At 56.3% G+C, this 21,316-nt stretch carries 23 protein-coding genes; 5 read left to right on the plus strand and 18 right to left on the minus strand.

Going from position 1 to position 21,316, the window contains the following annotated elements; translation table 11 throughout:
* Window position 1: 1 nt before the first annotated feature.
* The 4 genes from B3Z17_RS18885 to dusB all read right to left on the minus strand — a co-directional run bounded on the left by B3Z17_RS18885 (window position 2) and on the right by dusB (window position 5,973).
* Window positions 2-2,350, minus strand: coding sequence for a sensor histidine kinase NtrY-like (locus B3Z17_RS18885; RefSeq protein WP_160328624.1), 2,349 nt, complete (start codon window positions 2,348-2,350; stop codon window positions 2-4).
* 79 nt (window positions 2,351-2,429) lie between these two features.
* Window positions 2,430-3,884: a nitrogen regulation protein NR(I) gene (ntrC, locus tag B3Z17_RS18890; RefSeq protein WP_286831448.1), complete on the minus strand. Its 1,455-nt coding sequence runs from the start codon at window positions 3,882-3,884 to the stop codon at window positions 2,430-2,432.
* Window positions 3,884-4,966: a two-component system sensor histidine kinase NtrB gene (locus tag B3Z17_RS18895; protein WP_286831451.1), complete on the minus strand. Its 1,083-nt coding sequence runs from the start codon at window positions 4,964-4,966 to the stop codon at window positions 3,884-3,886. The genes ntrC and B3Z17_RS18895 overlap by 1 nt, the downstream gene beginning before the upstream one ends.
* 20 nt (window positions 4,967-4,986) lie before the next feature.
* A complete protein-coding gene (dusB, locus tag B3Z17_RS18900) occupies window positions 4,987-5,973 on the minus strand; it encodes a tRNA dihydrouridine synthase DusB (RefSeq protein ID WP_286831454.1) in 987 nt (328 codons plus the stop codon).
* 103 nt (window positions 5,974-6,076) lie between these two features.
* On the opposite strand from dusB, the gene B3Z17_RS18905 reads away from it, so the two are divergent.
* Genes B3Z17_RS18905 through B3Z17_RS18920 form a run of 4 tightly spaced genes read left to right on the plus strand, consistent with a single transcriptional unit; the run spans window position 6,077 to window position 9,247 of the window.
* Complete coding sequence (locus B3Z17_RS18905; RefSeq protein WP_286831457.1) at window positions 6,077-7,240, plus strand: bifunctional 2-C-methyl-D-erythritol 4-phosphate cytidylyltransferase/2-C-methyl-D-erythritol 2,4-cyclodiphosphate synthase; 1,164 nt, start codon at window positions 6,077-6,079, stop codon at window positions 7,238-7,240.
* The gene (locus B3Z17_RS18910) at window positions 7,240-7,758 is read left to right on the plus strand and encodes a phosphatidylglycerophosphatase A family protein (protein WP_286831459.1); all 519 of its coding nucleotides are present in this window, start codon (window positions 7,240-7,242) and stop codon (window positions 7,756-7,758) included. The genes B3Z17_RS18905 and B3Z17_RS18910 overlap by 1 nt, the downstream gene beginning before the upstream one ends.
* Entirely contained in the window at window positions 7,758-8,750 is a 993-nt protein-coding gene (locus tag B3Z17_RS18915) for a YeiH family protein (RefSeq protein ID WP_286831462.1), read from the plus strand. Before B3Z17_RS18910 ends, B3Z17_RS18915 begins: the two co-directional genes overlap by 1 nt.
* A 2-nt stretch (window positions 8,751-8,752) precedes the next feature.
* On the plus strand, window positions 8,753-9,247 hold the full coding sequence (locus tag B3Z17_RS18920) for a CinA family protein (RefSeq protein WP_175445642.1): 495 nt from the start codon (window positions 8,753-8,755) through the stop codon (window positions 9,245-9,247).
* Here the strand turns inward: B3Z17_RS18920 and B3Z17_RS18925 are convergent.
* From B3Z17_RS18925 to B3Z17_RS18950, 6 genes are all read right to left on the minus strand, one after another.
* Window positions 9,244-9,522: a hypothetical protein gene (locus B3Z17_RS18925; protein WP_286831465.1), complete on the minus strand. Its 279-nt coding sequence runs from the start codon at window positions 9,520-9,522 to the stop codon at window positions 9,244-9,246. The two genes, B3Z17_RS18920 and B3Z17_RS18925, sit on opposite strands and share 4 nt — an antisense overlap.
* 74 nt (window positions 9,523-9,596) lie before the next feature.
* A complete protein-coding gene (locus B3Z17_RS18930; protein ID WP_068306175.1) occupies window positions 9,597-10,034 on the minus strand; it encodes a type II toxin-antitoxin system RatA family toxin in 438 nt (145 codons plus the stop codon).
* 60 nt (window positions 10,035-10,094) lie between these two features.
* Window positions 10,095-10,871, minus strand: a complete 777-nt coding sequence (locus B3Z17_RS18935; protein ID WP_286831468.1) for a DUF3667 domain-containing protein — start codon at window positions 10,869-10,871, stop codon at window positions 10,095-10,097.
* A 153-nt stretch (window positions 10,872-11,024) separates the two neighbouring features.
* Complete coding sequence (gene lipA / locus B3Z17_RS18940; protein WP_286831470.1) at window positions 11,025-11,954, minus strand: lipoyl synthase; 930 nt, start codon at window positions 11,952-11,954, stop codon at window positions 11,025-11,027.
* 162 nt (window positions 11,955-12,116) lie between these two features.
* Window positions 12,117-12,503 (minus strand): MAPEG family protein, encoded by a 387-nt coding sequence (locus B3Z17_RS18945; protein ID WP_286831473.1) that lies wholly within the window; start codon window positions 12,501-12,503, stop codon window positions 12,117-12,119.
* 33 nt (window positions 12,504-12,536) lie between these two features.
* Window positions 12,537-12,854 carry a hypothetical protein gene (locus tag B3Z17_RS18950; RefSeq protein ID WP_286831475.1) on the minus strand — a complete coding sequence of 106 codons (318 nt, stop codon included), beginning with the start codon at window positions 12,852-12,854 and terminating at the stop codon, window positions 12,537-12,539.
* Between the two features lie 112 nt (window positions 12,855-12,966).
* Here B3Z17_RS18950 and B3Z17_RS18955 point away from each other — a divergent pair, with 112 nt between their 5' ends.
* Window positions 12,967-13,560 carry a TetR/AcrR family transcriptional regulator gene (locus B3Z17_RS18955; RefSeq protein WP_286831478.1) on the plus strand — a complete coding sequence of 198 codons (594 nt, stop codon included), beginning with the start codon at window positions 12,967-12,969 and terminating at the stop codon, window positions 13,558-13,560.
* A 53-nt stretch (window positions 13,561-13,613) separates the two neighbouring features.
* Here B3Z17_RS18955 and lpdA read toward each other — a convergent pair whose 3' ends face one another.
* From lpdA to eno, 8 genes are all read right to left on the minus strand, one after another.
* Window positions 13,614-15,011, minus strand: a complete 1,398-nt coding sequence (gene lpdA / locus B3Z17_RS18960; RefSeq protein ID WP_286831480.1) for a dihydrolipoyl dehydrogenase — start codon at window positions 15,009-15,011, stop codon at window positions 13,614-13,616.
* Window positions 15,012-15,014: 3 nt separating this feature from the next.
* Complete coding sequence (locus tag B3Z17_RS18965; protein WP_286831483.1) at window positions 15,015-15,374, minus strand: cupin domain-containing protein; 360 nt, start codon at window positions 15,372-15,374, stop codon at window positions 15,015-15,017.
* A gap of 11 nt (window positions 15,375-15,385) precedes the next feature.
* Window positions 15,386-16,684 carry a pyruvate dehydrogenase complex dihydrolipoamide acetyltransferase gene (locus B3Z17_RS18970; RefSeq protein ID WP_286831486.1) on the minus strand — a complete coding sequence of 433 codons (1,299 nt, stop codon included), beginning with the start codon at window positions 16,682-16,684 and terminating at the stop codon, window positions 15,386-15,388.
* Window positions 16,685-16,717: 33 nt separating this feature from the next.
* Window positions 16,718-16,942: a hypothetical protein gene (locus B3Z17_RS18975; RefSeq protein ID WP_068306158.1), complete on the minus strand. Its 225-nt coding sequence runs from the start codon at window positions 16,940-16,942 to the stop codon at window positions 16,718-16,720.
* A 12-nt stretch (window positions 16,943-16,954) separates the two neighbouring features.
* Entirely contained in the window at window positions 16,955-18,355 is a 1,401-nt protein-coding gene (locus B3Z17_RS18980; protein ID WP_286831488.1) for a pyruvate dehydrogenase complex E1 component subunit beta, read from the minus strand.
* A gap of 14 nt (window positions 18,356-18,369) precedes the next feature.
* Window positions 18,370-19,401 carry a pyruvate dehydrogenase (acetyl-transferring) E1 component subunit alpha gene (gene pdhA / locus B3Z17_RS18985; RefSeq protein WP_286831491.1) on the minus strand — a complete coding sequence of 344 codons (1,032 nt, stop codon included), beginning with the start codon at window positions 19,399-19,401 and terminating at the stop codon, window positions 18,370-18,372.
* Between the two features lie 148 nt (window positions 19,402-19,549).
* Entirely contained in the window at window positions 19,550-19,873 is a 324-nt protein-coding gene (locus B3Z17_RS18990) for an FtsB family cell division protein (protein WP_286831493.1), read from the minus strand.
* 143 nt (window positions 19,874-20,016) lie between these two features.
* Window positions 20,017-21,291 carry a phosphopyruvate hydratase gene (gene eno / locus B3Z17_RS18995; protein ID WP_068306148.1) on the minus strand — a complete coding sequence of 425 codons (1,275 nt, stop codon included), beginning with the start codon at window positions 21,289-21,291 and terminating at the stop codon, window positions 20,017-20,019.
* Window positions 21,292-21,316: the final 25 nt, after the last annotated feature.

Genomic DNA, 21,316 nt, shown 5'->3' on the forward strand with positions numbered 1-21,316 from the left:
GTCACTCAGCCGCGCTGGCGCTGTTTTTCGGCGTCAACTGCGGGTTCTCAGATTCGGTTGGGTTCGCTTCAGCACGCTGATGCAAGGCAGCATGCGAGAATGTCAGCACGGCACGGGCACCCACAGGCTTGCGGTCCTGGATTTTTACGGTGCCGCCATGCTCTTCCATAATGCGGCGCACAATAGCAAGGCCAAGACCTGTGCCTTTGGCGCGGGTGGTCACATAGGGCTCCATCAGGCGGTTTTTCTGTTCCTGAGGCAGGCCAAGGCCATTGTCCTCCACTCTGATCTCCGTCCGGGTATCATCCTGGATCATCGTCACCTTGATCAGTCCGGGTTCAACGGTATCGTTGATGTTTTCCATGTCTGTCGCGGTACGCGCCAGCACGGATTCAGATGCGTTTTTCAGGATATTCGTCAGCGCCTGCCCGATCAGGCGGCCGTCACACGGCAGCGGATGGCGCTCTTTGGGGATATCCGTCGTGAACTGGATTTTCGAAGACGCCACGTCCTGCAGGAACACAGACTGCTTCACCACGTCGACAAGGTCGGTTTCCTTGAAGATGGGTGACGGCATCCGCGCAAATGATGAGAACTCATCCACCATACGACGCAGGTCACCTACCTGACGGATGATCGTGTCGGTACACTGGGAAAAGACCTTGGCGTCCGTGGTGATTTCCTTGGCATACTTGCGCTTGAGACGCTCGGCCGACAGCTGAATTGGGGTCAGTGGATTCTTGATCTCGTGAGCAATCCTGCGGGCCACGTCCGCCCATGCGGCGGTCCGCTGGTCGGCCAGCTGTTCCGTCAGATCGTCAAAGGTCACCACATAGCCTGCGATATTGTCGTTCTCGGACTTTTCAACGAATACCCGAACCAGAAGCGTGCGACCCTCTTCACCCACTTCAACCTGCACCTGGCCCTTCGCTTCGCCTGCGTTCGATCCTTCGGCCTGAGCTAGCAGTTCGCGGAATTCAGGCACCACATCATGCAGACGAAGTCCGATCAGTTCATCGTGAGCCCGCCCGAGAAGGCTAGAGGCCGAACGGTTCGGCAGGAAGATAGTGCCGTCCTGCTGCATGCCGATGACGCCTGCAGACACGCCCTCCAGCACTTCTTCCAGGAAGCGGCGGCGTTCATCCAGTTCCTTGTTGGCGTCCAGAAGCGCGTCCTGCTGTTTGGCCAGTTGGTCAGTCATGCGGTTGAAGGCGCGGCTTAGAGTGCCCACCTCGTCGCTTGTCGGTACACTGGGCACCCGGGCATCCAGTTCGCCCTTCCCGACCCGCTCAGCGGCGTCCACAAGGTTCGACAGCGGCGTTACCAGCCTGCTGGAGAACCACAAGCCGACCCAGATCGCAGCAAGCAGAATCAAGAGTGCCACAATGATGAATACCACGTTGAACTGCAGCTGTATGTCGCCGCGCTGCACCTCCAGGTTTTGATAATCTGCTACGGCACTGCGTGTCGCTTCCAGATAGGCCAGTACCTGTGGGTTCAGGTCTCGCGCGACATAAAGATACGTCGGCTTGAAAAAGGAGGTCAGGCGGATCATACCAACCACGGTGTTGTCCGCACGGTTTGAGGCCACGAAGGTCCCATCATGCCGCACCCGGTCGATCATATCGTCCTTCAGGCGGATGGTGGCCAGCTCCAGCCCCTGACTAGCCCGGGCGAGCACGCTTCCCTCAGTGTCACTGTCCTCAATCTCGATCACCAGCACTTCCGAAAGCAGCCGCGTATTCAAGGCGCCGTAAGCTACCTGCCTCAACGCCAACTGGTCGGCCTGCTGCAAGGGTGTCATGCGGTTGAAGGCCAGCGCAATGGCCTGCATGTCCTTCTCGATCGTGGCGCGGTGTTCGACCATATAGGCCTCCGCCACCTCAAGAGAGTTGTTGATGGTGGAACGCACCTTCTCGCTGAACCAACCCTGAATACCAAACTCTAGGAACAGGGCCGAGAAGACGGTCATGATGATCGGCGGCACAATCGCGATGGCGATGAAAAAGCCGGTCATCTTGGTTTGCAGGCGTGAACCTGCCGCTTTGCCTTTCTTGGAACTCCAGATACGCACGAACCATCGGCCAATAGACACGCCAAGCGCCATCAGAAGCGCCAGGTTGATGGCCAGCAGCACCCGCATGGTACGACCGGACGTTACCTCAAACGGTGCCGACTTGCGCGACATGGTGATGTAGGTAGCAATCGCGGCGATCACTGCCAGAATGGACAGGAGAATCTCAAGCCGACCGCCCAGATTGAAGCGCCGAGCCCAAAGCATGAAGCGGGCCCAACGGCGGTTAGGCAGCTTCGGAATCTTGGGTGCATCTGGCGAGGCGATCTTTGACATAGCGCCCATGATGCATATTTGTCACATTTGTTCCAGAAATATCACACTGGTGCGGCAAAAAAATTGCGCAGCCCAAGCCCTAGTTGGATTTGGCAGGCATGGAAATATCCAGTTCACGGATCTTTTTCCGGAGCGTATTGCGGTTAAGGCCGAGGAGCTCAGCCGCCTTCACCTGATTCCCTTGTGTTACAGCGAGCACTTTCTGGATCAAGGGCCGCTCGACTTCCCGGAGAATGCGCTGGTACAGGCCCGCAGGCGGCAGATCGTCATCGTGATAATCAAAATATTGGTCCAGATGCTGGCGAACCGTTTGCGAAAGATTACCGCCGCTCACACTGGCCATCATGCCCATCGGGGCACCGGCGAGCTCTGACGTCGACCGCTCAAACTCGCTTTGAATGATGGTGCCGGAAATCTCATTGCCCGGATAAAGCGCGCAAATCCGGTGTAGGAGGTTTTCCAATTCGCGTACGTTGCCAGGCCAATCGAACGATTTCAGTACCTTTTTGGCGCCGTCTGTCAGCTTCTTGAGCGGCAGGCCACTGTCTGCGGCCTTCCTCAGGAAATGTTCAGCCAGGTCCGGGATATCATCCGCACGATCCCGAAGCGGCGGCAGATTGAGCGGCACCACGTTCAGGCGGAAGAACAGGTCTTCCCGGAAATCGCCGGACCGCACCATATTGCGCAGATTGCGGTTGGTTGCGGCCACAATACGGACGTTTGCCTTGATGCTGGCCTGACCGCCCACAGTCCGGTATTCGCCTTCCTGCAGTACCCTCAGAAGGCGCGTCTGGGCCTCAAGCGGCATATCGCCGATCTCATCCAGAAACAGCGTACCGCCCTTTGCCTGACCAAAACGGCCCAGCGTTCGGGTTTCAGCACCGGTAAAGGCGCCGCGCTCGTGACCAAAAAGCTCGCTTTCGATCAGTTCCTTGGGGATGGCTGCCATATTGACCGGCACAAATGGATTGTCTGCCCGCGGCCCATGATTGTGGATCGCACGCGCCACCAGTTCCTTGCCTGTACCGCTTTCGCCCGTCACCATCACTGTCAGGTCGGTGTTCACCACCCGTGCCATAGTGCGGTAGATTTCCTGCATGGCGGTAGACCGACCTATGATCAGGCTATCATCTTTTTCGATTGCAGTATAAGAACTTGCCCCACGTTCTTTAAGTGCTTTCTTAACCGCGGAAACCAGCTCATCAATATCGAACGGCTTCGGCAGATACTCATAGGCGCCCTTGCCGGTTGCCGCCATGGCTGTCGCAAGCGTATTCTGGGCACTCATGATAATGAACGGCAGATCCGGGCGTGCCTCAATCAGTTCCGGCATAACGTCCAGCCCGCTACCGGACGGCATGACCACGTCGGAAATCACCACATTGCCCTGCCCGCCCAGCACAAGGCGCTTCAGCTCAGGGATATCCTCAGCCTCCAGCACAATCCAGCCTTCCTGGCGCAGTGCTTCGCTGACCACCAGGCGAATTGTCATGTCGTCATCTGCAACGATAATGTTCGGTTTAGCCTGAGCCATTATTTTGCGTCCTCATGTAGGGCAAGCTGAATTTTGAACACGGCACCGCCGTGTGGATGGTTGTCGCAGGTCACTGTACCGCCCATTTCACTGACATAGCGCGCCACCAGGGCAAGCCCAAGCCCGGTACCACCTTCCTTGCCGCTTACGAATGGGTCGAACAAGTGGCCTTTCAGGTGATCGGGGATGCCGGGCCCGCTATCGTGGATCGCGATCTCGATCGGCAGGCGAATACGTTCGCCAGACCGGCCTGTGATCCAGATACCGTGGCGATATGACGTCGTGATGGTTATGTCCGCTTCGGCCCCCGCCGCCTCAACAGCATTCTTGATCAGGTTCAGGAAAATCTGCACCAGGCGGTCGTAAAGACCAGCGACCGGTGGCAGGGATGGGTCAAACCGCGGGCGGAAGATACATTTGGCACCAAATCCAGCCACAGCCACATTCAGCACATGATCCAGCACTTCATGGATATTCACCGGTTCCAGTACCGCCTGCGACGGATTACTGAAGGTCTCTAGTTCATCCACCAGACCCTTGATGCGGTCGACTTCCTTGCAAATGAGTTCAGTCAGCTTGATGTTCTTGTCATCAAGCGCCCGGCCCATCAATTGGGCTGCACCACGAATACCCGACAGCGGGTTCTTGATTTCGTGTGCCAGCATGGACGCAAGACCACTGACGGAGCGCGCAGCGGCTTCCATGTGGTCGCGTTTTTCCAGAAAAGCGGTAATCCGCCGCGGCTGGGCCGTCAGAAGGGTCGCCCCCTCGCTGCCATATGGGTGGGCATGCAGGTCCATCAGCTCAATATCACCAATTGGCGGCACCACCGAAACGTCATAGCTGTTCAGGGGTGTGTTTTCGTCCCGTGACCGCGCAACAATATTGAGCGCCTCAGCGCCGATGCCTCGGATCTGGCCGATCGATGCGCCAATCAGGCTTTCGCGGCTGCGTTCAAAGATTGCTTCTGCCTGGGCATAGACGTCAAGGATGCAGTTATCGGCACCAACAACGAACACGGCTTGAGAAAGGCTATGCAGGATGTCCTGGGCGACAATCTCGTCCACCGGTTTCCGATCCAAGCCCTCCCCCGCGCTTGTCATCACGCAGCCGCCTGTTCGCACAGCGGCAAATAGAATTCCCTGAGCGCCGCCTTGACCTTCTCAGGTTCCTCAATGCGGTTCACTTCATTGCGGAACTCTGCAGAGCTGTGGAGCCCCTTGGTGTACCAGCCCAGATGCTTGCGTGCGATGCGAACGCCACCCTCGACGCCATAATGGCTCAGGATGTCATCATAATGTTCCAGCACGAGGTCGAGTTGCTCTTCAAGCGCAGGCTCGTCAATCTTTTCGCCTGTGCGCAGGTAATGCATAACCTGGCCCACAAGCCATGGCTTGCCGTAGGTGCCACGGCCGATCATGACGCCGTCAGCGCCAGAATCCTGAAGCGCCTGGTCGACGTCGTCGAAGGTGTTGATGTCGCCGTTCACGATGACAGGCAGGTCCACAGCTTCCTTGACGATGCCAACCTTCTTCCAGTCAGCATGGCCGCGATACATCTGGCAGCGCGTACGCCCGTGAACCGTGATCAGCTTAACACCGGCTTCCTGTGCGATCTTCGCAAGCTCCGGCGCGTTGAAGCTGCTGTCGTCCCATCCGAGGCGCATTTTCAGCGTAACAGGCAGGTTCACCGCATTTACAGTCGCGTGAATCAGCTCACCCGCATGGTCCAGGTCCCGCATCAAGGCGGACCCCGCATGGCCGTTCACAACCTTTTTGACCGGGCAGCCCATATTGATATCGATGATGGCCGCACCGCGATCTTCGTTCAGCTTGGCAGCTTCCGCCATACGCGCGCCTTCACAGCCCGCCAGTTGAACCGACATCGGAAATTCCTCGGCGCAGCTGGTGGCCATTTTCTGGCTGCGTTCGCTGGCGCGGATCATGGCTTCAGACGCAATCATTTCAGACACGACAAGGCCAGCCCCGTAGCGCTTTACCAAACGCCGGAACGGCAAATCAGTAACGCCGGACATGGGCGCGAGGATCACAGGGTCTTTGATTTCGACCGGACCAATGTTAAGAGCCATTTTACAAACCTACACTTTACGCTTATACGCACTGCCTAAATATTGGGCACTGCTTATGCCAGAAGTTTTGGTAAAAAGCCAGCCCGAGATTGAAAGGCCTCGCATGACGCAAGTTTCTATCGTGATAGTGGCCGCCGGGCGTGGCAGCCGGGCCGGAGAAGGCCTGCCGAAGCAATATCGTAAGCTGGGCGGAAAGATGGTGCTGACGCGTACCATCGAATCGTTTCTGACGATTGATCCTGCTTACCGCATTCAATGCGTGATCCATCCTGACGACGAGGCCCTGTTCCAAGAGGCTACTGTTGGCTTTGACTTGCCTTCACCCGTTCACGGCGGCGCGACCCGGCAGGAAAGTGTCTATAAGGGCCTCAAGGCCCTCAGCCCCGACACAGACTATGTTTTGGTCCATGACGCAGCGCGGCCATTTGTGACGGCGGACGTTATCTCTGGCGTCATTGATGCGCTTGATGCCAAGGCCGAGGCCGTTGTGCCTGCTGTCGCGATTACTGACACCCTCAAGAAGGCAGCAGACGGCATAATTCAGCACACGGTTGACCGCACCAACCTCTTCGCTGTGCAAACACCCCAGGGGTTCCCATACGCCAATCTCATGGCAGCCCATGAGGCAGCAGTAGGTAAAGATTTGACGGATGATGGCGCCGTTGTGGAAGCTGCAGGCGGTAAGGTTACCCTCTCAGTTGGCGACGGCCGCAATTTCAAACTGACAACCCCAAACGATTTCAAGAAGGCAGAGCAGCAGATCATGATGGCCCTTGGCGACATTCGAACCGGCAGCGGCTATGACGTTCACCGCTTTGAAGGCGGCGATCATGTCTGGCTGTGTGGCGTCAAACTACCGTTCACCAGATCCCTCAAGGGCCATTCGGACGCCGATGTCGGCCTGCATGCGCTGACGGACGCCATCCTGGCGGCCTTGTGCGACGGCGATATCGGAACCCACTTTCCGCCCTCAGATAATCAGTGGCGCGGGGCCCCAAGCGATGTGTTCCTCACCTTCGCCCGAGACCGGGTTCTGGCGCTGGGCGGCCAGATTGGCCATGTCGGTGTCTGCCTGATCTGTGAGAAGCCCAAGATTGGCCCGCATAAAGACGCCATGCGTGACCGTGTCGCCGAGCTTTTGGAAATTCCGGCAAGCCGTGTGAGCGTGCAGGCCACAACGACTGAAAAACTGGGCTTCACCGGACGTGAGGAAGGCATCGCCGCGCAGGCGACCGCAACCCTCCGCCTGCCACTGGGAGATATTTGATGGCGAAAGTATCCTTGCGTACATGGGAAGGCCGGCACCGGAGCTTCGCCTTCTGGTGGGTAACAGCGCTTGGTTCAGGCATGTTGCGGCCAGCCCCTGGCACCTGGGGATCACTGCTTGGGGTCATTGCCGGATATTTTATGCTGGAAGGCGGTGTCGACCAGATCGAGATCGCAGCCTGGGTGGTGGGGATCACGCTCCTGTCCTCCAAACTGATAGACAGTATTGAAGCCATCACAGGCATCCACGACGCACCTGAGATCGTTATCGACGAAGTTGCAGGCCAATGGCTGGCGCTGCTGCCGCTCGTGGGCCTGACAGGGTCGCCTTTCCTGTTCGCCTTGGCTTTCCTGTTGTTTCGCTTTTTCGACATTCTCAAACCCTGGCCGATCGGCTGGCTGGACCGGCAGGTGAGTGGTGGTTTTGGCGTCATGGTGGATGATTTGGTGGCTGGCCTTATGGCCGCAATTGTTATATGGGTCCTTCTAACATTCGATTTGTTAGAGTGGGCGATTTAATGGTATCCAGATTTAAAGAACAAATATCCACAAAAACACCCGGCTTTATAATAAGCCTGACAATCGGACTGGCCGCCAGTTTCCTGAGCGAACATTACGGCGCCCCGGCAATGCTGTTCGCCCTTCTGCTTGGCATGGCCATGAGTTTCCTGTTCGAAGACCCGAAGGCCCGCCCGGGCATTGAATTCACAGGGTCAACCATCCTGCGCATCGGTGTTGCCCTGTTGGGCTTCCGTATCGCCTTTTCCGATGTTGTAGCCCTTGGTTGGCCAACGGTGACCATGGTTGCGCTGGGTGTCGGCAGCACCATCCTGTTTGGCGTGCTGGTTGCTCGCCTGTTGGGCATGAGCAGCCCGTTTGGCGGCCTGACGGGTGGCGCAGTGGCCATTTGTGGTGCGTCTGCCGCGCTGGCGATATCAGCCGTCCTGCCAAAGGGCAAGAATCTGGAGCAGGACACGATCTTCACCGTTGTGGGTGTCACCACGCTGTCCACCCTGGCGATGATCCTTTACCCGATGATCAGTGCTTTCTTTGGTTTGAACGACGCTGAAGCGGGTATTTTTATCGGCGCCACCATTCATGACGTGGCCCAAGTGGTGGGGGCTGGCTATTCTATCTCACCCGAAGCGGGTGATTTGGCAACGCTCACCAAACTGATGCGGGTGGCGTTGCTGCTGCCTGTCGTCTTCATGTTTATCATGGTGTTCAGGAACAGCCCGTCAGAGGGCAAGAAACCGCCACTGTTGCCACCGTTTCTCGCGGCTTTCGTACTGTTTGTGGTGATCAACAGCTTTGTGCCGTTGCCTGAAGTCGCCACAGAAAACTTGACGGCCTTCTCAAGAGTTTGTCTGATTACTTCCATTGCCGCCATCGGGCTCAAGTCCGACCTGAGGAAAGTGATGCAGGTAGGCCTGAAGCCTGTCCTTTTGATGGTGGCGGAAACCGTATGGCTCGCGGGCCTGATCCTGCTGTGCCTGCCAATGATTGGATAAGCATGTTCAACACAGAGATTTTGGCACTGGCGGAAAAGGTACTTGATTTGGCCAGAAGCCAGGGTCAGATGATCGCCACAGCCGAATCCTGCACAGGGGGCTTGATCGCGGGCGCACTGACCGAAATAGCCGGGTCATCCGATGTAGTTGATCGCGGCTTCATAACCTATTCAAACGAAGCAAAAAACCAGATGCTGGACGTGAGCTCTGAAAGCCTGGCGCGCTTTGGTGCCGTATCCGAGGCTGTTGCCAAGGAAATGGCATATGGCGCCATCGCAGCGTCCCGTGCGGACGTCAGCGTGGCGGTCACAGGCATTGCCGGTCCCGGTGGCGGGTCTGCCGAAAAGCCCGTGGGACTGGTTTGTTTCGGGCTGTGCCGGATTGGCGAATCCCCGATCGCCCAGAGCATCCAGTTCGGTGATATCGGACGCAGCGACGTAAGGCGCCGCACCGTTCTAACCGCACTGGAAATGCTCCATGACGCGTTATCGACTTAGCTGTCGAGCTTTTTCGACCAGGATTCCACCTTCACTTTCAGATGGTTATGCTCGTCCTTGATTTCGCGCTCAAAATGCTCGTCGAACGACTCGCCCTTTTCCTGCGCCTTTACGACGCGATCATTGAATGCCTTCAACTCGGCCACCAGCTTGTCATAATCCCGCTTGTATTCGCCACTTTCGTCATTGTCGAAAATCGGGTGCTCGGAATGCTCTTCCAGATACTGTTCGCGGGCGCGAAGCTCTTCTACCAGTCGATGCATAAATGTGGTCATGGTTGCCTCCTTTTATCTGAGAGGAGCATCATAACACAGGGATTTGCGGGGAAACTTGACGGGCGTCAAGTGGGTCAGGCAGGGCCGTAAAGCACAGTGGCACGCTCTTCAAACGCATGCATCATGCGCTTGCAGGCTTCGCCGAACAATGGGCCAATCACCTGATTGAGGATGCGGCTGGAAAATTCGAAATCCACTTCGAAATCCACAAGACAGTGGCCATTTTCCTGAGGAATGAAGCGCCAATGGTTATAAAGCCGCTTCATCGGGCCTTTGATGTAATCCACATCCACCTTGCGGTTTTCCTCGAGCGTCACGCGGGAGGTGAAGCGTTCGCGGAACATTTTGAACCCGATGATGACATCGGCGTCAAACTGTCCTGCTTTTCTGCCATATACGCGCGCGCCCAGGCACCAGGGCAAAAACTCGGGATATTTTGCCACGTCGGCGACAAGAGCAAACAGCTGCTCGTCCGAATAAGGTAAAACCTTCTTTTCAACAAAATGGTGCATCAACAACCCTCATACTCGGCTCGCCACGTCCTAGCCTGATTTGACATGAGGGTAAAGCCCTCAGATCAATCCCGCCATTTTTGCAAGGACCAGTATGCCGGCAACCAAAATGCCCGTGATACTCTGAAGTATTGACGACAAAACAACGGCAAAGAAGGCCTTCGGCCATGACATGCCAAAGAACACCTTGGCAGCATGCAGTAACACGATGAACCCAATGAAGACGCTGATGCCTTGATCACTGCTCCCAGCTGCCGCAAGCACGATGACAAGCAGGGCAGAATACAGATTGGTCTGTCCCATGGCAAAGGCGAGAAAGCTGAGCGTTTCAGCATAGTTCCTGCCCGAGCGCCAATATTGCCAGCGCAGCAGGAAAGCGAACAACGGCAGTGTGAGGAAGGAGATGAGATTCATATTTTCCCGAAGGACTGACCTTAAGGCTTCGCCTATCTGGAAAACCGTATCCGTTTCCTTGACGTCACCATCAATATGAACCATTCCATCGGCCATAGTGTCCAACCCGATGGTCAGCGCGATGACGGCAAGAGCAAATGCCGATGTTACCAGGAAATACTTGATGGGATTGACGTAGGAAAACCGTTGGCCGCCAATATAGTTCAGCGCCACCTGGCCCGGATTTCTTGTCAGCTCCCTTATCGTGCGCCAAATTGTGGAATCAAGGTCCATGAACGCAAAGAAGGCATTCACAAACAGTTCCTTTGCGCTCAGGCGGCTTGGGATGTGCTTCTGGCCGCAGGCGCTGCAGAAAGATCCATGCAGATATGCGTCGCAGTTTTTGCAGGTGATGACCGCCTTGGCTGACTGTGTTTCTGCCATTGATAGACTTCCCCATCAGGCTAAAAGCCCTACCCCAAACATTTCAACGGACACCCTTCAAGGGACGCCGGTCAGCCATGTCTGGTCTGCAATAGATCTCGCTGATTTCTGCGCTGCAGTTTCTATACTGGATTGTCGGCGCGTCGGTCTCGATTACTCTGCAGCCTTGAGCTGCTTGTCGCGCGCAGCCTTCAGCAAGGCAAAGTCGTCGCCCGCCAGATAGCTTGAACGCGTCAGGGGGGAGGATGAGATCATCAGGAAGCCCTTGCCCTTTGCCATACGCTCGTAGGCCTTGAATTCAGCGGGTGTCACGAACCGGTCAACCTTGGCGTGGCGCGGCGTGGGCTGAAGATACTGGCCAATGGTCATGAAATCGATATCCGCCATGCGCATATCGTCCATCACCTGGCTCACTTCCATGCGCTCTTCTCCAAGGCCAACCATGATACCGGATTTGGTGAAAATGGACGGGTCCACCTTCTTCACGGTTTCAAGCAGGCGGAGCGACTGGTAATAGCGCGCGCCAGGGCGGATCTTCGGGTAGTTCCGCGGCACGGTTTCCAGATTGTGATTGAATACATCTGGCTTTGCTTCGGCAACCATCTCGATGGCGCCCGGCTTGTTACGGAAGTCAGGTGTCAGGATTTCGATGGTCGTGGTCGGGCAGCGGTCGCGGATCGCGCGGATCACCTTGACGAACTGCATCGCGCCGCCATCATCGAGGTCATCCCGGTCCACAGACGTAATCACAATGTGATTGAGGCCCATTTCGGCGCAGGCCTCTGCCGTGTTCATCGGCTCCAGCGGGTCAACCTGCATGGGGCGACCTGTCTTGACGTTACAGAAGGCACAGGCCCGGGTGCAAGTGTCCCCCAGGATCATGATGGTGGCATGCTTCTTCTGCCAGCATTCGCCCAGGTTCGGGCAAGCCGCTTCTTCGCAGACGGTGTGCAGGTTCTTGGAGCGCATCATGCGGCGTGTTTCCATCGCCTGCTTGCTCGTCGGCGCCTTAACCCGCAGCCAATCCGGCTTGCGCTGGTACCCGGTCGCCTTCTGCTCAGTTGTCTTCTGTTCAGTCGTCATGCTCGAAACACCATCTTTGCTAGCGTTAAACGGTATAAGGCCGCCATTTTGGCGACCTTATAATGCATTAAGGGCGGTGACATCCACCAAATTGTGCAAACCAGCTATGCGCTACCCTGTAACCGGATATGGGCAGACTGCGCCAGGAGGCTCTTGCTTGCCCTACAGTAGCACATAAAGCAGGTATCCGGCCACGCCCAGATGTGCCAAAAGCGTCAAGATCATGCCGAACGCACGACTGTTGCCTGTGCCATCGGTGGCGAGCATGGAAAATGCATGAAATGCGCGGCCCAGAAGCATGCATCCCCCGGCCCCGAACAGCACCGGCGGTCCAGCCCCGTTCATTTCACACAGCGCAAATACCACGAGGAAAAGAGGCACATGATCAAGGAAGTTTGATTGGGCAGCTCTTCGCCGCGCCAAGTCCTTATTTCCGCCATCCCCAAAGAAAATGCCGGTTGAAACACGCTTGATCCCAACCTGTAGCGTCAAGGGCACCAACGCGATAGCAAAGATTGCCGCCAGAATCGCAGAAAACTGTAAGCTCATAAATTTCCCCCAAGTATGTGATTTTCACTATTCCTACATTGGCATATCGAGAACCGGAGCCACTTCAATAGTGCCCCCGACATGGACATGCGGCGAAACCGCCGCCATCTTCAGCGCAGCATCCATGTCGACTGCCTGAACCAGCGTATACCCAGAGATCGGGTTAGCGCCGCCGCCTTCAACAGCCCCGTCCCCCGTCACAGTATGGGATTTACCCACAGCGTGACCCCGATCAAGCACGGCCTCGCCAAGGCCTGCCATCCAGTCCATCCAGCTCGCCATATGGGCCTTACCTTCCTCTTCGGTCATTGATGACGGCCCACCATGGTAAGCAAATACAAATTTGGGCATGTGACTCTCCCTCTTAGGTGTCTTGAAACGATGAAGGCATCATGGGGGGAAATAAAATATGTTAAAGAACATATTAAGGAAGATGCTAGCATTGCCGTGAAGGAGGCGCCCCATGCCCTATAGTGCAGAACACAAGGAACAAACCCGCGCCAAGATTGTTGAAACCGCGCGCAAACTGTTTAACCGTCACGGCTTTGACGGTGTAACCATCGATCAGGTTATGGAAGCCGCCGGCCTGACAAGGGGCGGGTTCTACAACCATTTTCCAAACAAGCAGGCGCTCTACAGCGCAGCTGTATCCAGCTTCCTGATGGGCCGCGGGGCGAAATGGCGCGCCGAAGCCGGGGTCGACCCCACCTGCCCTAGCCCAGAAATGGTGATGAACATGATGAAAAGCTACCTGTCGGACGAACATCTGGGTGATGTGGAAGGTCAGTGCCCGATGATCGCGCTGCCATCGGACGTCGCTCGGGAAAACGATGCCGTAAGAGAAGCCTACCGCCAATTGCTGGAATCGATGGTGTGGCTTTTCGAGCAATGTATTGGATCTGGCCAAGAATCCCGCCGACAGGCGCTGACGCTGGCCGCGCTGTGTGTCGGGGGAATGACGCTTGCCAGAACCCTGCCGGACTGCGAGTTAGCACAGGAAGTCAGACAAGCGGCCCTTAAGTCTGCGGAAGATATACGCAGCAGCAAGGCGGCCTGATCCGACCATAAAAAACGGGGCGCTTGGCCCCGTTTATGCTCTGAATACAGTGTCTAGAAGTGAATGGCCTTGCCATAAGCATCCAGCACGCTTTCGTGCATCATCTCACTGAGCGTCGGGTGCGGGAACACCGTGTGCATCAGTTCCGCTTCCGTGCTCTCAAGCGTACGGGCCACAACATAGCCCTGGATCATCTCTGTCACCTCGGCACCCACCATGTGCGCGCCCAGCAGTTCGCCGGTTTTCTTGTCAAAGACAGTTTTCACCATGCCTTCCGGCTCGCCAAGTGCAACAGCCTTACCGTTACCAATGAAGGGGAAGTTGCCGACGCGTACGTCATAGCCTTCTTCCTTGGCCTTGGCTTCGGTCAGGCCAACACTTGCCACCTGTGGGCGGCAATAGGTACAGCCAGGGATATTGCCCTTGTCCATCGGGTGCACGCCTTTGACACCGGCGATCTTCTCAACCGCCACAATGCCTTCGTGCGATGCCTTGTGGGCAAGCCATGGTGCGCCAGCAACGTCGCCAATGGCCCAAAAGCCGTCCACGCCAGTCTGGCCCCATTCGTTTGTGACGATATGTCCGCGATCAACCTTGATGCCCACGTCTTCGAGGCCAAGGTTTTCCACGTTCCCGGTGATACCGATGGCAACGATCACACGGTCAACAGTGATCTCTTCCTTCTTGCCTTTGGTCTCAACCACGCATGTAACGTTGTTCTTGCCCTTCTTCAGCTCGGTGACCGACGCATTCGTCTTAATGGTCATGCCCTGCTTCTTGAAGGATTTCTCTGCAAATTTCGAGATATCGGCGTCTTCAACCGGCAGCACCCGGTCCATCATTTCAACAACGGTCACGTCTGAACCAAGTTCGTTGAAGAAGCTTGCGAACTCGATGCCGATCGCGCCAGAGCCGATGACCAGCAGTTTCTTCGGCATTACCTTTGGTGCAAGTGCGTGCTTATAGGTCCAGACCAATTCACCGTCTGCCTTCAAGTGTGGCAGCTCACGCGCCCGTGCGCCTGTCGCCAAAATGATATTCTTGGACGTCAGCTCCGTTGTCTTTCCGTCCGGCCCATTCACCACAAGCTTGCCCTTACCGGCAATTTTTGCGTCGCCTTCAACATGAACAACCTTGTTCTTCTTGAGAAGCGACTTGATACCGCCGTTCATCTGCTTGGCAACGCCGCGGCTGCGCTTGACGATCGCATCCAGGTCAAAATCGATCTGGCCGATCTTGAGACCGAAGTCTGCGCCATGCTTGGCTAGATGCAGCACTTCAGCCGACCGCAGCAGCGCCTTGGTCGGGATACAGCCCCAGTTGAGGCAAATGCCGCCCAGGTGTTCGCGTTCAACGCAGGCGACCTTCATGCCCAGTTGAGCACCACGGATCGCAGCCACATAGCCACCCGGGCCACCACCAACAACTACAAGATCATAACTCTGAGACATTCTTTAAATCCTTTCGGGATTTTCAACGCGCCTTGGATCGTCAACGCCACCCGTGTGGTCGGTCGTTGCCTTTTCGATCAACAGGACGCTGCATTCCTCAGGCGCATATGGTTTGTGTTCAACGCCCTTGGGCACCACAACCATTTCGCCTTCCTCAATCCAGTCCTGGCGATCCCGATAGTCCATGCGGAAGCGGCCATCAATCACCAGAAAGAACTCATCTTCGCCTTCATGGGCGTGCCAGACAAAGTCCCCAGACAGTTTGGCCAGCTTGACGTGATAGCCATCCAGATCCCCGATCAGTTTCGGAGACCAGTGATCGCTGAATGTGGCTAGCTTGGCCTTGAGATTGACTGGTTTCATCAGACACTCCCCTAGAGCAGCATTGTGATCGGGTCTTCAATGTACCCTTTGAAGGCCGCCAGGAACTCAGCGCCTACAGCGCCGTCAATCGCACGGTGGTCGCACGACATAGTGACATTCATCACCGTGGCAACAGCAAGCGCCCCGTCCTTGACGACAGGCCGTTGTTCACCGGCTCCAATGGCCAGAATCGCACCCTGCGGCGGGTTAATCACCGCGCTGAATTCCTTGATCCCATACATGCCAAGGTTCGAGATCGAAATGGTGCCGCCCGCATATTCTTCCGGCATCAGCTTGCCGTCACGGGCCTTGCCTGCAAGGTCTTTGACGTCTGAGGAAATCTCAGCCAGGCCCTTCTGGTCTGCGCCGCGCACGACCGGCGTTACCAGGCCACCATCCACAGCAACCGCTACAGAGATATCAGCACGTTCGTACCAATACATCTTGTCGCCTGCGAACTGGACGTTGGCAGCAGGCACTTTCTTGAGCGCCAGCGCCGTCGCCCGGATGACAAAATCATTCACGGAGAGCTTAACGCCGCTGTCGGCCAGCTTGGCATTCAGTTCCTTGCGCTGCGCCAGCAGCTTATCCAGCTCACATTCGATGGTCAGATAGAAATGCGGCACGGATGTCTTGGATTCGGTCAGACGCTTGGCGATAACCTTGCGCATGCCAGACAGGCGTTCTTCGTGATAAGGAATATCGTCGTGCGGGCCATACTCGGTTGCTGCAGCCGGTGCTGCCGCTGGGGCGGAAGCAGGCGCGGCGGCGGGTGCTGCTTTTTCTGCGCCACCTTCAACTGCGGCTTCAACGTCGCGCTTCACGATACGGCCGTGCGGGCCGGAGCCGGAAACTGCGGCCAGGTCGACGCCTTCCTGCTTGGCGATGCGCTTCGCAAGTGGCGACGCCTTAATGCGGTCGCCGCTGTCTTGGGCAGGCGCTTTTTCCGATTTTGCTGCTGGCTTGTCATCAGCTGCCGGTGCGGGTGCTGCTTCTTTGGCCTCTGGCTCAGGAGCAGCCTCTTTCTTTGGCTCTTCCGACGGCACTTTGACATCTTTGACGTCTTCGCCCTCTTCCGCCATAAGCGCAATCAGTTTGCCCACCGGCACTTCGTCCGTGCCTTCAGCCACCAGGATTTTCGCGACTGTGCCGTCGTCGATGCTTTCAACTTCCATCGTCGCCTTGTCGGTTTCGATTTCAGCGATTACATCGCCGGATTCTACCGTATCGCCTTCTTTCACCAACCATTTGGCAAGCGTGCCCTTTTCCATGGTGGGCGACAGTGCAGGCATAAAAATTTCAATAGCCATACTCGTTCTCTTCCGGTCTGGACTTCCGGGCTGTTATTGCCACAGCCCGTTCATATTTACCCCAAGCGCATATCCAAGCGCTCCAATCAAGATCAGCAGGATCAAGGCAACGACGATATTTTCAACGCCAAGCAGCGGTCTTCCTTTGTTTGCCGCACCCAAAGTTGGATCACGATAATCCAACTTTGATCTGACACTTTGAAATTTGCCTTTCAAAGCGTGACGGTTAACAAGGCGACGCCACTTCCTTCCCCTCATCCAATCTCCTTATTACTCCGCGTAGCAAACCGCTTTTGCGGCTTTGACGATGTCGGCTGCGCTCACAACCGCGGCTTTTTCGAGGTTGTTGGCATATGGCAGCGGTACATCCACGCTGTTCACGCGGGTGACCGGCGCGTCCAGCCAATCAAACGCCTGCTCCATCAGCTGCGCCGATACATCAGATGCCACCGAACACTGTGGCCAGCCTTCTTCCGCAATCACACAACGGTTGGTCTTCTTGACGCTTTCGATCAGCGTATCAAGATCAAGCGGGCGAATGGTGCGAAGGTCGATCACCTCGGCATTGATGCCCTCTTCCGCCAGCATGTCTGCAGCCTTGAGCGCCTCCCCCACGGTGATCGAATAGGACACGATGGTTACATCCGCGCCTTCACGGAAAATACGCGCCTTGCCGATTGGCAGCGTGTAATCATCCAGCTCAGGCACTTCGAAGCTTTCACCGTACATCAGCTCGTTCTCAAGGAACACGACCGGGTTCGGATCCTGGATCGCAGCCTTCAGGAGGCCTTTACAATCCGCCGCATCATACGGTGCAATGACCTTCAGGCCCGGCACATTCGCATACCATGCCGCATAGTTCTGGCTGTGCTGCGCGCCCACGCGGGATGCCGCGCCATTCGGGCCACGGAACACAATCGGGCACTGCACCAGGCCGCCTGACATATAGCGGGTTTTGGCAGCCGAGTTGATGATATGGTCAATCGCCTGCATGGCGAAGTTGAAGGTCATGAACTCAATCACTGGCTTCAGGCCAGTAAAGGCCGCGCCTGCACCGAGACCGGCAAAACCGTGCTCTGTGATTGGCGTGTCGATCACGCGTTCCGGGCCGAATTCGTCCAGCAGGCCCTGGGTTACCTTATAGGCACCTTGGTATTCCGCCACTTCCTCGCCCATCACAAACACGTCGCCGTCTTTGCGCATTTCTTCGGCCATAGCGTCACGGAGTGCTTCACGCACCGTCAGCTTCACCATGTTGGTGCCCTCAGGCACTTCAGGATCACGCAGGTCCTTCGATGACGTCGCCGCACCTGTGAATACAGTTTCCTGCTCGTCAGGATCCTCTTTGGGCGCCGGCAGTGGCGCAGCAGCCTCTTCCTTCTCAGCCTTTGGCTTGGAAGATGACGTATCAACGTCCTTCACGTCCTCACCTTCTTCGGCCAGGATCGCAATCAGCTCGCCAACCGGCACGTCATCCGTGCCTTCAGCCACCAGAATTTTGGCAACAGTGCCGTCGTCAATGCTTTCAACTTCCATCGTCGCCTTGTCGGTTTCGATTTCCGCGATCACGTCGCCGCTTTCAACTGTATCGCCTTCTTTGACCAGCCATTTGGCCAGTGTGCCCTTTTCCATGGTGGGAGAGAGGGCCGGCATCGTAATTTCAATCGCCATTGGGTGTCTCCCCCTTACGCCAGCACATCAGTATAAAGTTCAGAAAGGTCAGGCTCAGGGCTTTCCTGCGCGAATGTCGCGGCATCAGCAATAATCGCCTTCACTTTCTTGTCGAGTTCCTTGAGCTCTGCCTCGTCCTTGAAGCCAGCATCCAGAATGCGCTGCTTCACCTGGTCGATTGCGTCATGCTCAGCGCGCATTTTCTGCACTTCTTCTTTAGACCGGTATTTCGCCGGATCGGACATGGAGTGGCCGCGGTAGCGGTATGTCTTCATCTCAAGGACAAATGGGCCGTTGCCCTCACGGCAATGTTTGACCGCTTCGTCCATGGCAGCACGGACCTCGAGCACATTCATGCCGTCTACCTGCTTGCCGGGAATGCGGAAACTTTCGCCGCGACGGTAAAGCTCAACCTCAGAGGATGACCGGCTGACGCTGGTGCCCATGGCATACTGGTTGTTCTCGATGATATAAATCACAGGGAGGTTCCAGATGCGCGCCATGTTGAAGCTTTCATACACCTGACCCTGGTTGGCAGCACCGTCACCGAAATAGGCAACAGAGACATTGTCAGTCTTGCGGTATTTGGCTGCAAACGCGAGGCCAGTGCCCAGTGACACCTGCGCGCCCACGATACCGTGCCCGCCATAGAAGCCATTTTCAGGGTCAAACATGTGCATCGACCCGCCCTTGCCTTTGGAACAGCCACCGGAACGGCCGGTCAGCTCTGCCATAACGGCTTTAGGGTCGGTGCCAGACACGATCATGTGGCCGTGCTCGCGGTAGCCGGTGATCACTGAGTCGCCCTTCTTGAGAGCCGACTGAATGCCGACAACAACGGCTTCCTGACCAATATACAGGTGGCAGAAGCCACCAATGAGCCCCATGCCGTACATCTGGCCTGCCTTCTCCTCGAAGCGGCGGATCATCAGCATTTGCTCATAGAATTCAAGCAGTTCGTCGTTAGAAGCCTTGTATTGTTGCGGCTTCGCCGTACGGCGGCGCGCGGGTGCGCCCGACTTTGTGGTGGATTTTTTTGTAGTCATCTCGGCCTTCCAGAAAAAGGTCGCAGGCAGGAACGCCCGACACTCAATGCATGTGAGGCCTATGGATACCCTCGTTTTGCCACATTTGCAATAGGGTATAACTTATTGATTTACATGGAAAAAATTTAATTAACCAGAAATAAGTTAATTAATGAGAAGCATCAGACAGAAACACCACAACCTCATCAGGATGAGTGAAGCCGAGGCGTTGCCGCACCTGCTCTTCAAGCATGTCAGGATCAATGCTGCGGTTGTTCAAGCGGGAAGTACGAAGCTCAAGCGCGGCACGTTCTGCCCCTACATCGCTCGCCAGGGCCGCAAGCTCAACCTGCTGGGCCTCAAGGCGCTTCAAAGCCGCAAGGCTGTTATCACCCTGAAAGGCATGATACGCGAAATAGGCGACCAAGAAGATCCATACCCCGGCCAACCAGGCCTGGCTCAAATGACGTGATATTTTTCCGACTCGCTTCATGATTCGAATCATCTCATAAGCGAATCGGGCACGCAAGCGAAAAAACACCCGAAAATGCAGTTTTTTCGAATAGAATCAGGAAGGTAAGAAAACGCCCCTGCCCGAGTCTCTTCCAGGCAGAGGCGTTTATTTATTCGAGGGTGTTAGCCCTTCAGGATCGCGCGGCCTGCGTAAACAGCCGTGCTACCCAGCTCTTCTTCGATGCGGATCAGCTGGTTATATTTCGCCAGCCGGTCGGAGCGTGCGAGCGAGCCGGTTTTGATTTGGCCACAGTTCATGGCAACTGCGAGGTCCGCGATGGTCGCGTCCTCAGTCTCGCCAGAACGGTGCGACATCACGCTGGTGTAGCGCGCGCGGTGCGCCATCTCAACGGCCTGCATGGTCTCGGCCAGCGTGCCAATCTGGTTCACTTTCACGAGGATCGAGTTGGCAACGCCCTTCTCGATACCGTCTGCAAGACGTGCCGGGTTAGTCACGAACAGATCATCGCCCACCAGCTGGACTGTGTCGCCAATGCGGTCCGTCAGCATCTTCCAGCCGTCCCAATCGTCTTCGGCCATGCCGTCTTCGATGGAAATGATCGGGTATTTGGCAACCAGGTCCGCGTAATAGTCCACGAGACCAGCGCTATCCAGCTCCTTGCCCTCACCCTTGAGGATATATTTGCCGTCATGGAAGAACTCGGTCGAGGCAGCGTCAAGCGCCAGATACACGTCTTCGCCTGGCTTGTAGCCCGCGCTTTCAATCGCATTCATGATGAAATCAAGCGCATCGACCGTGCCGTTCAGGTTCGGTGCAAAACCGCCCTCGTCGCCTACAGCCGTATTGTGGCCAGCTTCGTGCAGCTTGGCTTTCAGTTCGTGGAAGATTTCGGCGCCAATGCGGATCGCGTCGGTCACGCTGTCGGCATTCACCGGCATGATCATGAATTCCTGCACGTCGATCGGGTTATCTGCGTGCTCACCACCGTTGATGATATTCATCATCGGCACTGGCAGGATATGTGCGGCAGGACCACCAAGATAGCGGTAGAGCGGCAGACCCAGGCTGTCAGCGCTTGCTTTGGCAATCGCGAGCGACACACCAAGGATCGCATTCGCACCCAAACGGCCTTTGTTTTCCGTGCCGTCAAGGTCACGCATGGCCTGGTCGATGGCCAGTTGGTCCTCGCTGTCCAGCCCCACCAGCGCATCGAACAGCTCACCGTTTACGGCTTCAACTGCCTTCAGAACGCCCTTGCCGCGATACCGGCCACCACCATCGCGCAGTTCAACAGCTTCATGGGCGCCAGTTGACGCACCAGAAGGCACTGCCGCACGGCCAAAGCCGCCGTCTTCAAGATAGATGTCTACTTCAACGGTGGGGTTGCCGCGGCTGTCCAGAATTTCGCGGCCAATGATATCGATAATCGCACTCATGGGCTGTTCCTTAATCGCTCAAGAT

Origin of the sequence: Kordiimonas sp. UBA4487 (genome assembly GCF_002389025.1) — a bacterium.
Classification (GTDB): Bacteria; Pseudomonadota; Alphaproteobacteria; order Sphingomonadales; family Kordiimonadaceae; genus Kordiimonas; species Kordiimonas lacus.

What these genes read in the sequence shown, in the direction of transcription:
- pdhA (WP_286831491.1), bottom strand. Translation starts at nt 19,401, where the DNA reads ATGACTACAAAAAAATCCACCACAAAGTCGGGCGCACCCGCGCGCCGC.
- B3Z17_RS18955 (WP_286831478.1), top strand. Translation starts at nt 12,967, where the DNA reads ATGCCCTATAGTGCAGAACACAAGGAACAAACCCGCGCCAAGATTGTT.
- B3Z17_RS18990 (WP_286831493.1), bottom strand. Translation starts at nt 19,873, where the DNA reads ATGAAGCGAGTCGGAAAAATATCACGTCATTTGAGCCAGGCCTGGTTG.
- B3Z17_RS18885 (WP_160328624.1), bottom strand. Translation starts at nt 2,350, where the DNA reads ATGTCAAAGATCGCCTCGCCAGATGCACCCAAGATTCCGAAGCTGCCT.
- B3Z17_RS18980 (WP_286831488.1), bottom strand. Translation starts at nt 18,355, where the DNA reads ATGGCGATTGAAATTACGATGCCGGCCCTCTCTCCCACCATGGAAAAG.
- B3Z17_RS18970 (WP_286831486.1), bottom strand. Translation starts at nt 16,684, where the DNA reads ATGGCTATTGAAATTTTTATGCCTGCACTGTCGCCCACCATGGAAAAG.
- eno (WP_068306148.1), bottom strand. Translation starts at nt 21,291, where the DNA reads ATGAGTGCGATTATCGATATCATTGGCCGCGAAATTCTGGACAGCCGC.
- dusB (WP_286831454.1), bottom strand. Translation starts at nt 5,973, where the DNA reads ATGGCTCTTAACATTGGTCCGGTCGAAATCAAAGACCCTGTGATCCTC.
- B3Z17_RS18915 (WP_286831462.1), top strand. Translation starts at nt 7,758, where the DNA reads ATGGTATCCAGATTTAAAGAACAAATATCCACAAAAACACCCGGCTTT.
- ntrC (WP_286831448.1), bottom strand. Translation starts at nt 3,884, where the DNA reads ATGGCTCAGGCTAAACCGAACATTATCGTTGCAGATGACGACATGACA.
- lipA (WP_286831470.1), bottom strand. Translation starts at nt 11,954, where the DNA reads ATGACGACTGAACAGAAGACAACTGAGCAGAAGGCGACCGGGTACCAG.
- B3Z17_RS18905 (WP_286831457.1), top strand. Translation starts at nt 6,077, where the DNA reads ATGACGCAAGTTTCTATCGTGATAGTGGCCGCCGGGCGTGGCAGCCGG.
- B3Z17_RS18920 (WP_175445642.1), top strand. Translation starts at nt 8,753, where the DNA reads ATGTTCAACACAGAGATTTTGGCACTGGCGGAAAAGGTACTTGATTTG.
- B3Z17_RS18925 (WP_286831465.1), bottom strand. Translation starts at nt 9,522, where the DNA reads ATGACCACATTTATGCATCGACTGGTAGAAGAGCTTCGCGCCCGCGAA.
- B3Z17_RS18950 (WP_286831475.1), bottom strand. Translation starts at nt 12,854, where the DNA reads ATGCCCAAATTTGTATTTGCTTACCATGGTGGGCCGTCATCAATGACC.
- B3Z17_RS18945 (WP_286831473.1), bottom strand. Translation starts at nt 12,503, where the DNA reads ATGAGCTTACAGTTTTCTGCGATTCTGGCGGCAATCTTTGCTATCGCG.
- B3Z17_RS18965 (WP_286831483.1), bottom strand. Translation starts at nt 15,374, where the DNA reads ATGAAACCAGTCAATCTCAAGGCCAAGCTAGCCACATTCAGCGATCAC.
- B3Z17_RS18975 (WP_068306158.1), bottom strand. Translation starts at nt 16,942, where the DNA reads ATGAGGGGAAGGAAGTGGCGTCGCCTTGTTAACCGTCACGCTTTGAAA.
- B3Z17_RS18935 (WP_286831468.1), bottom strand. Translation starts at nt 10,871, where the DNA reads ATGGCAGAAACACAGTCAGCCAAGGCGGTCATCACCTGCAAAAACTGC.
- B3Z17_RS18910 (WP_286831459.1), top strand. Translation starts at nt 7,240, where the DNA reads ATGGCGAAAGTATCCTTGCGTACATGGGAAGGCCGGCACCGGAGCTTC.
- B3Z17_RS18930 (WP_068306175.1), bottom strand. Translation starts at nt 10,034, where the DNA reads ATGCACCATTTTGTTGAAAAGAAGGTTTTACCTTATTCGGACGAGCAG.
- lpdA (WP_286831480.1), bottom strand. Translation starts at nt 15,011, where the DNA reads ATGTCTCAGAGTTATGATCTTGTAGTTGTTGGTGGTGGCCCGGGTGGC.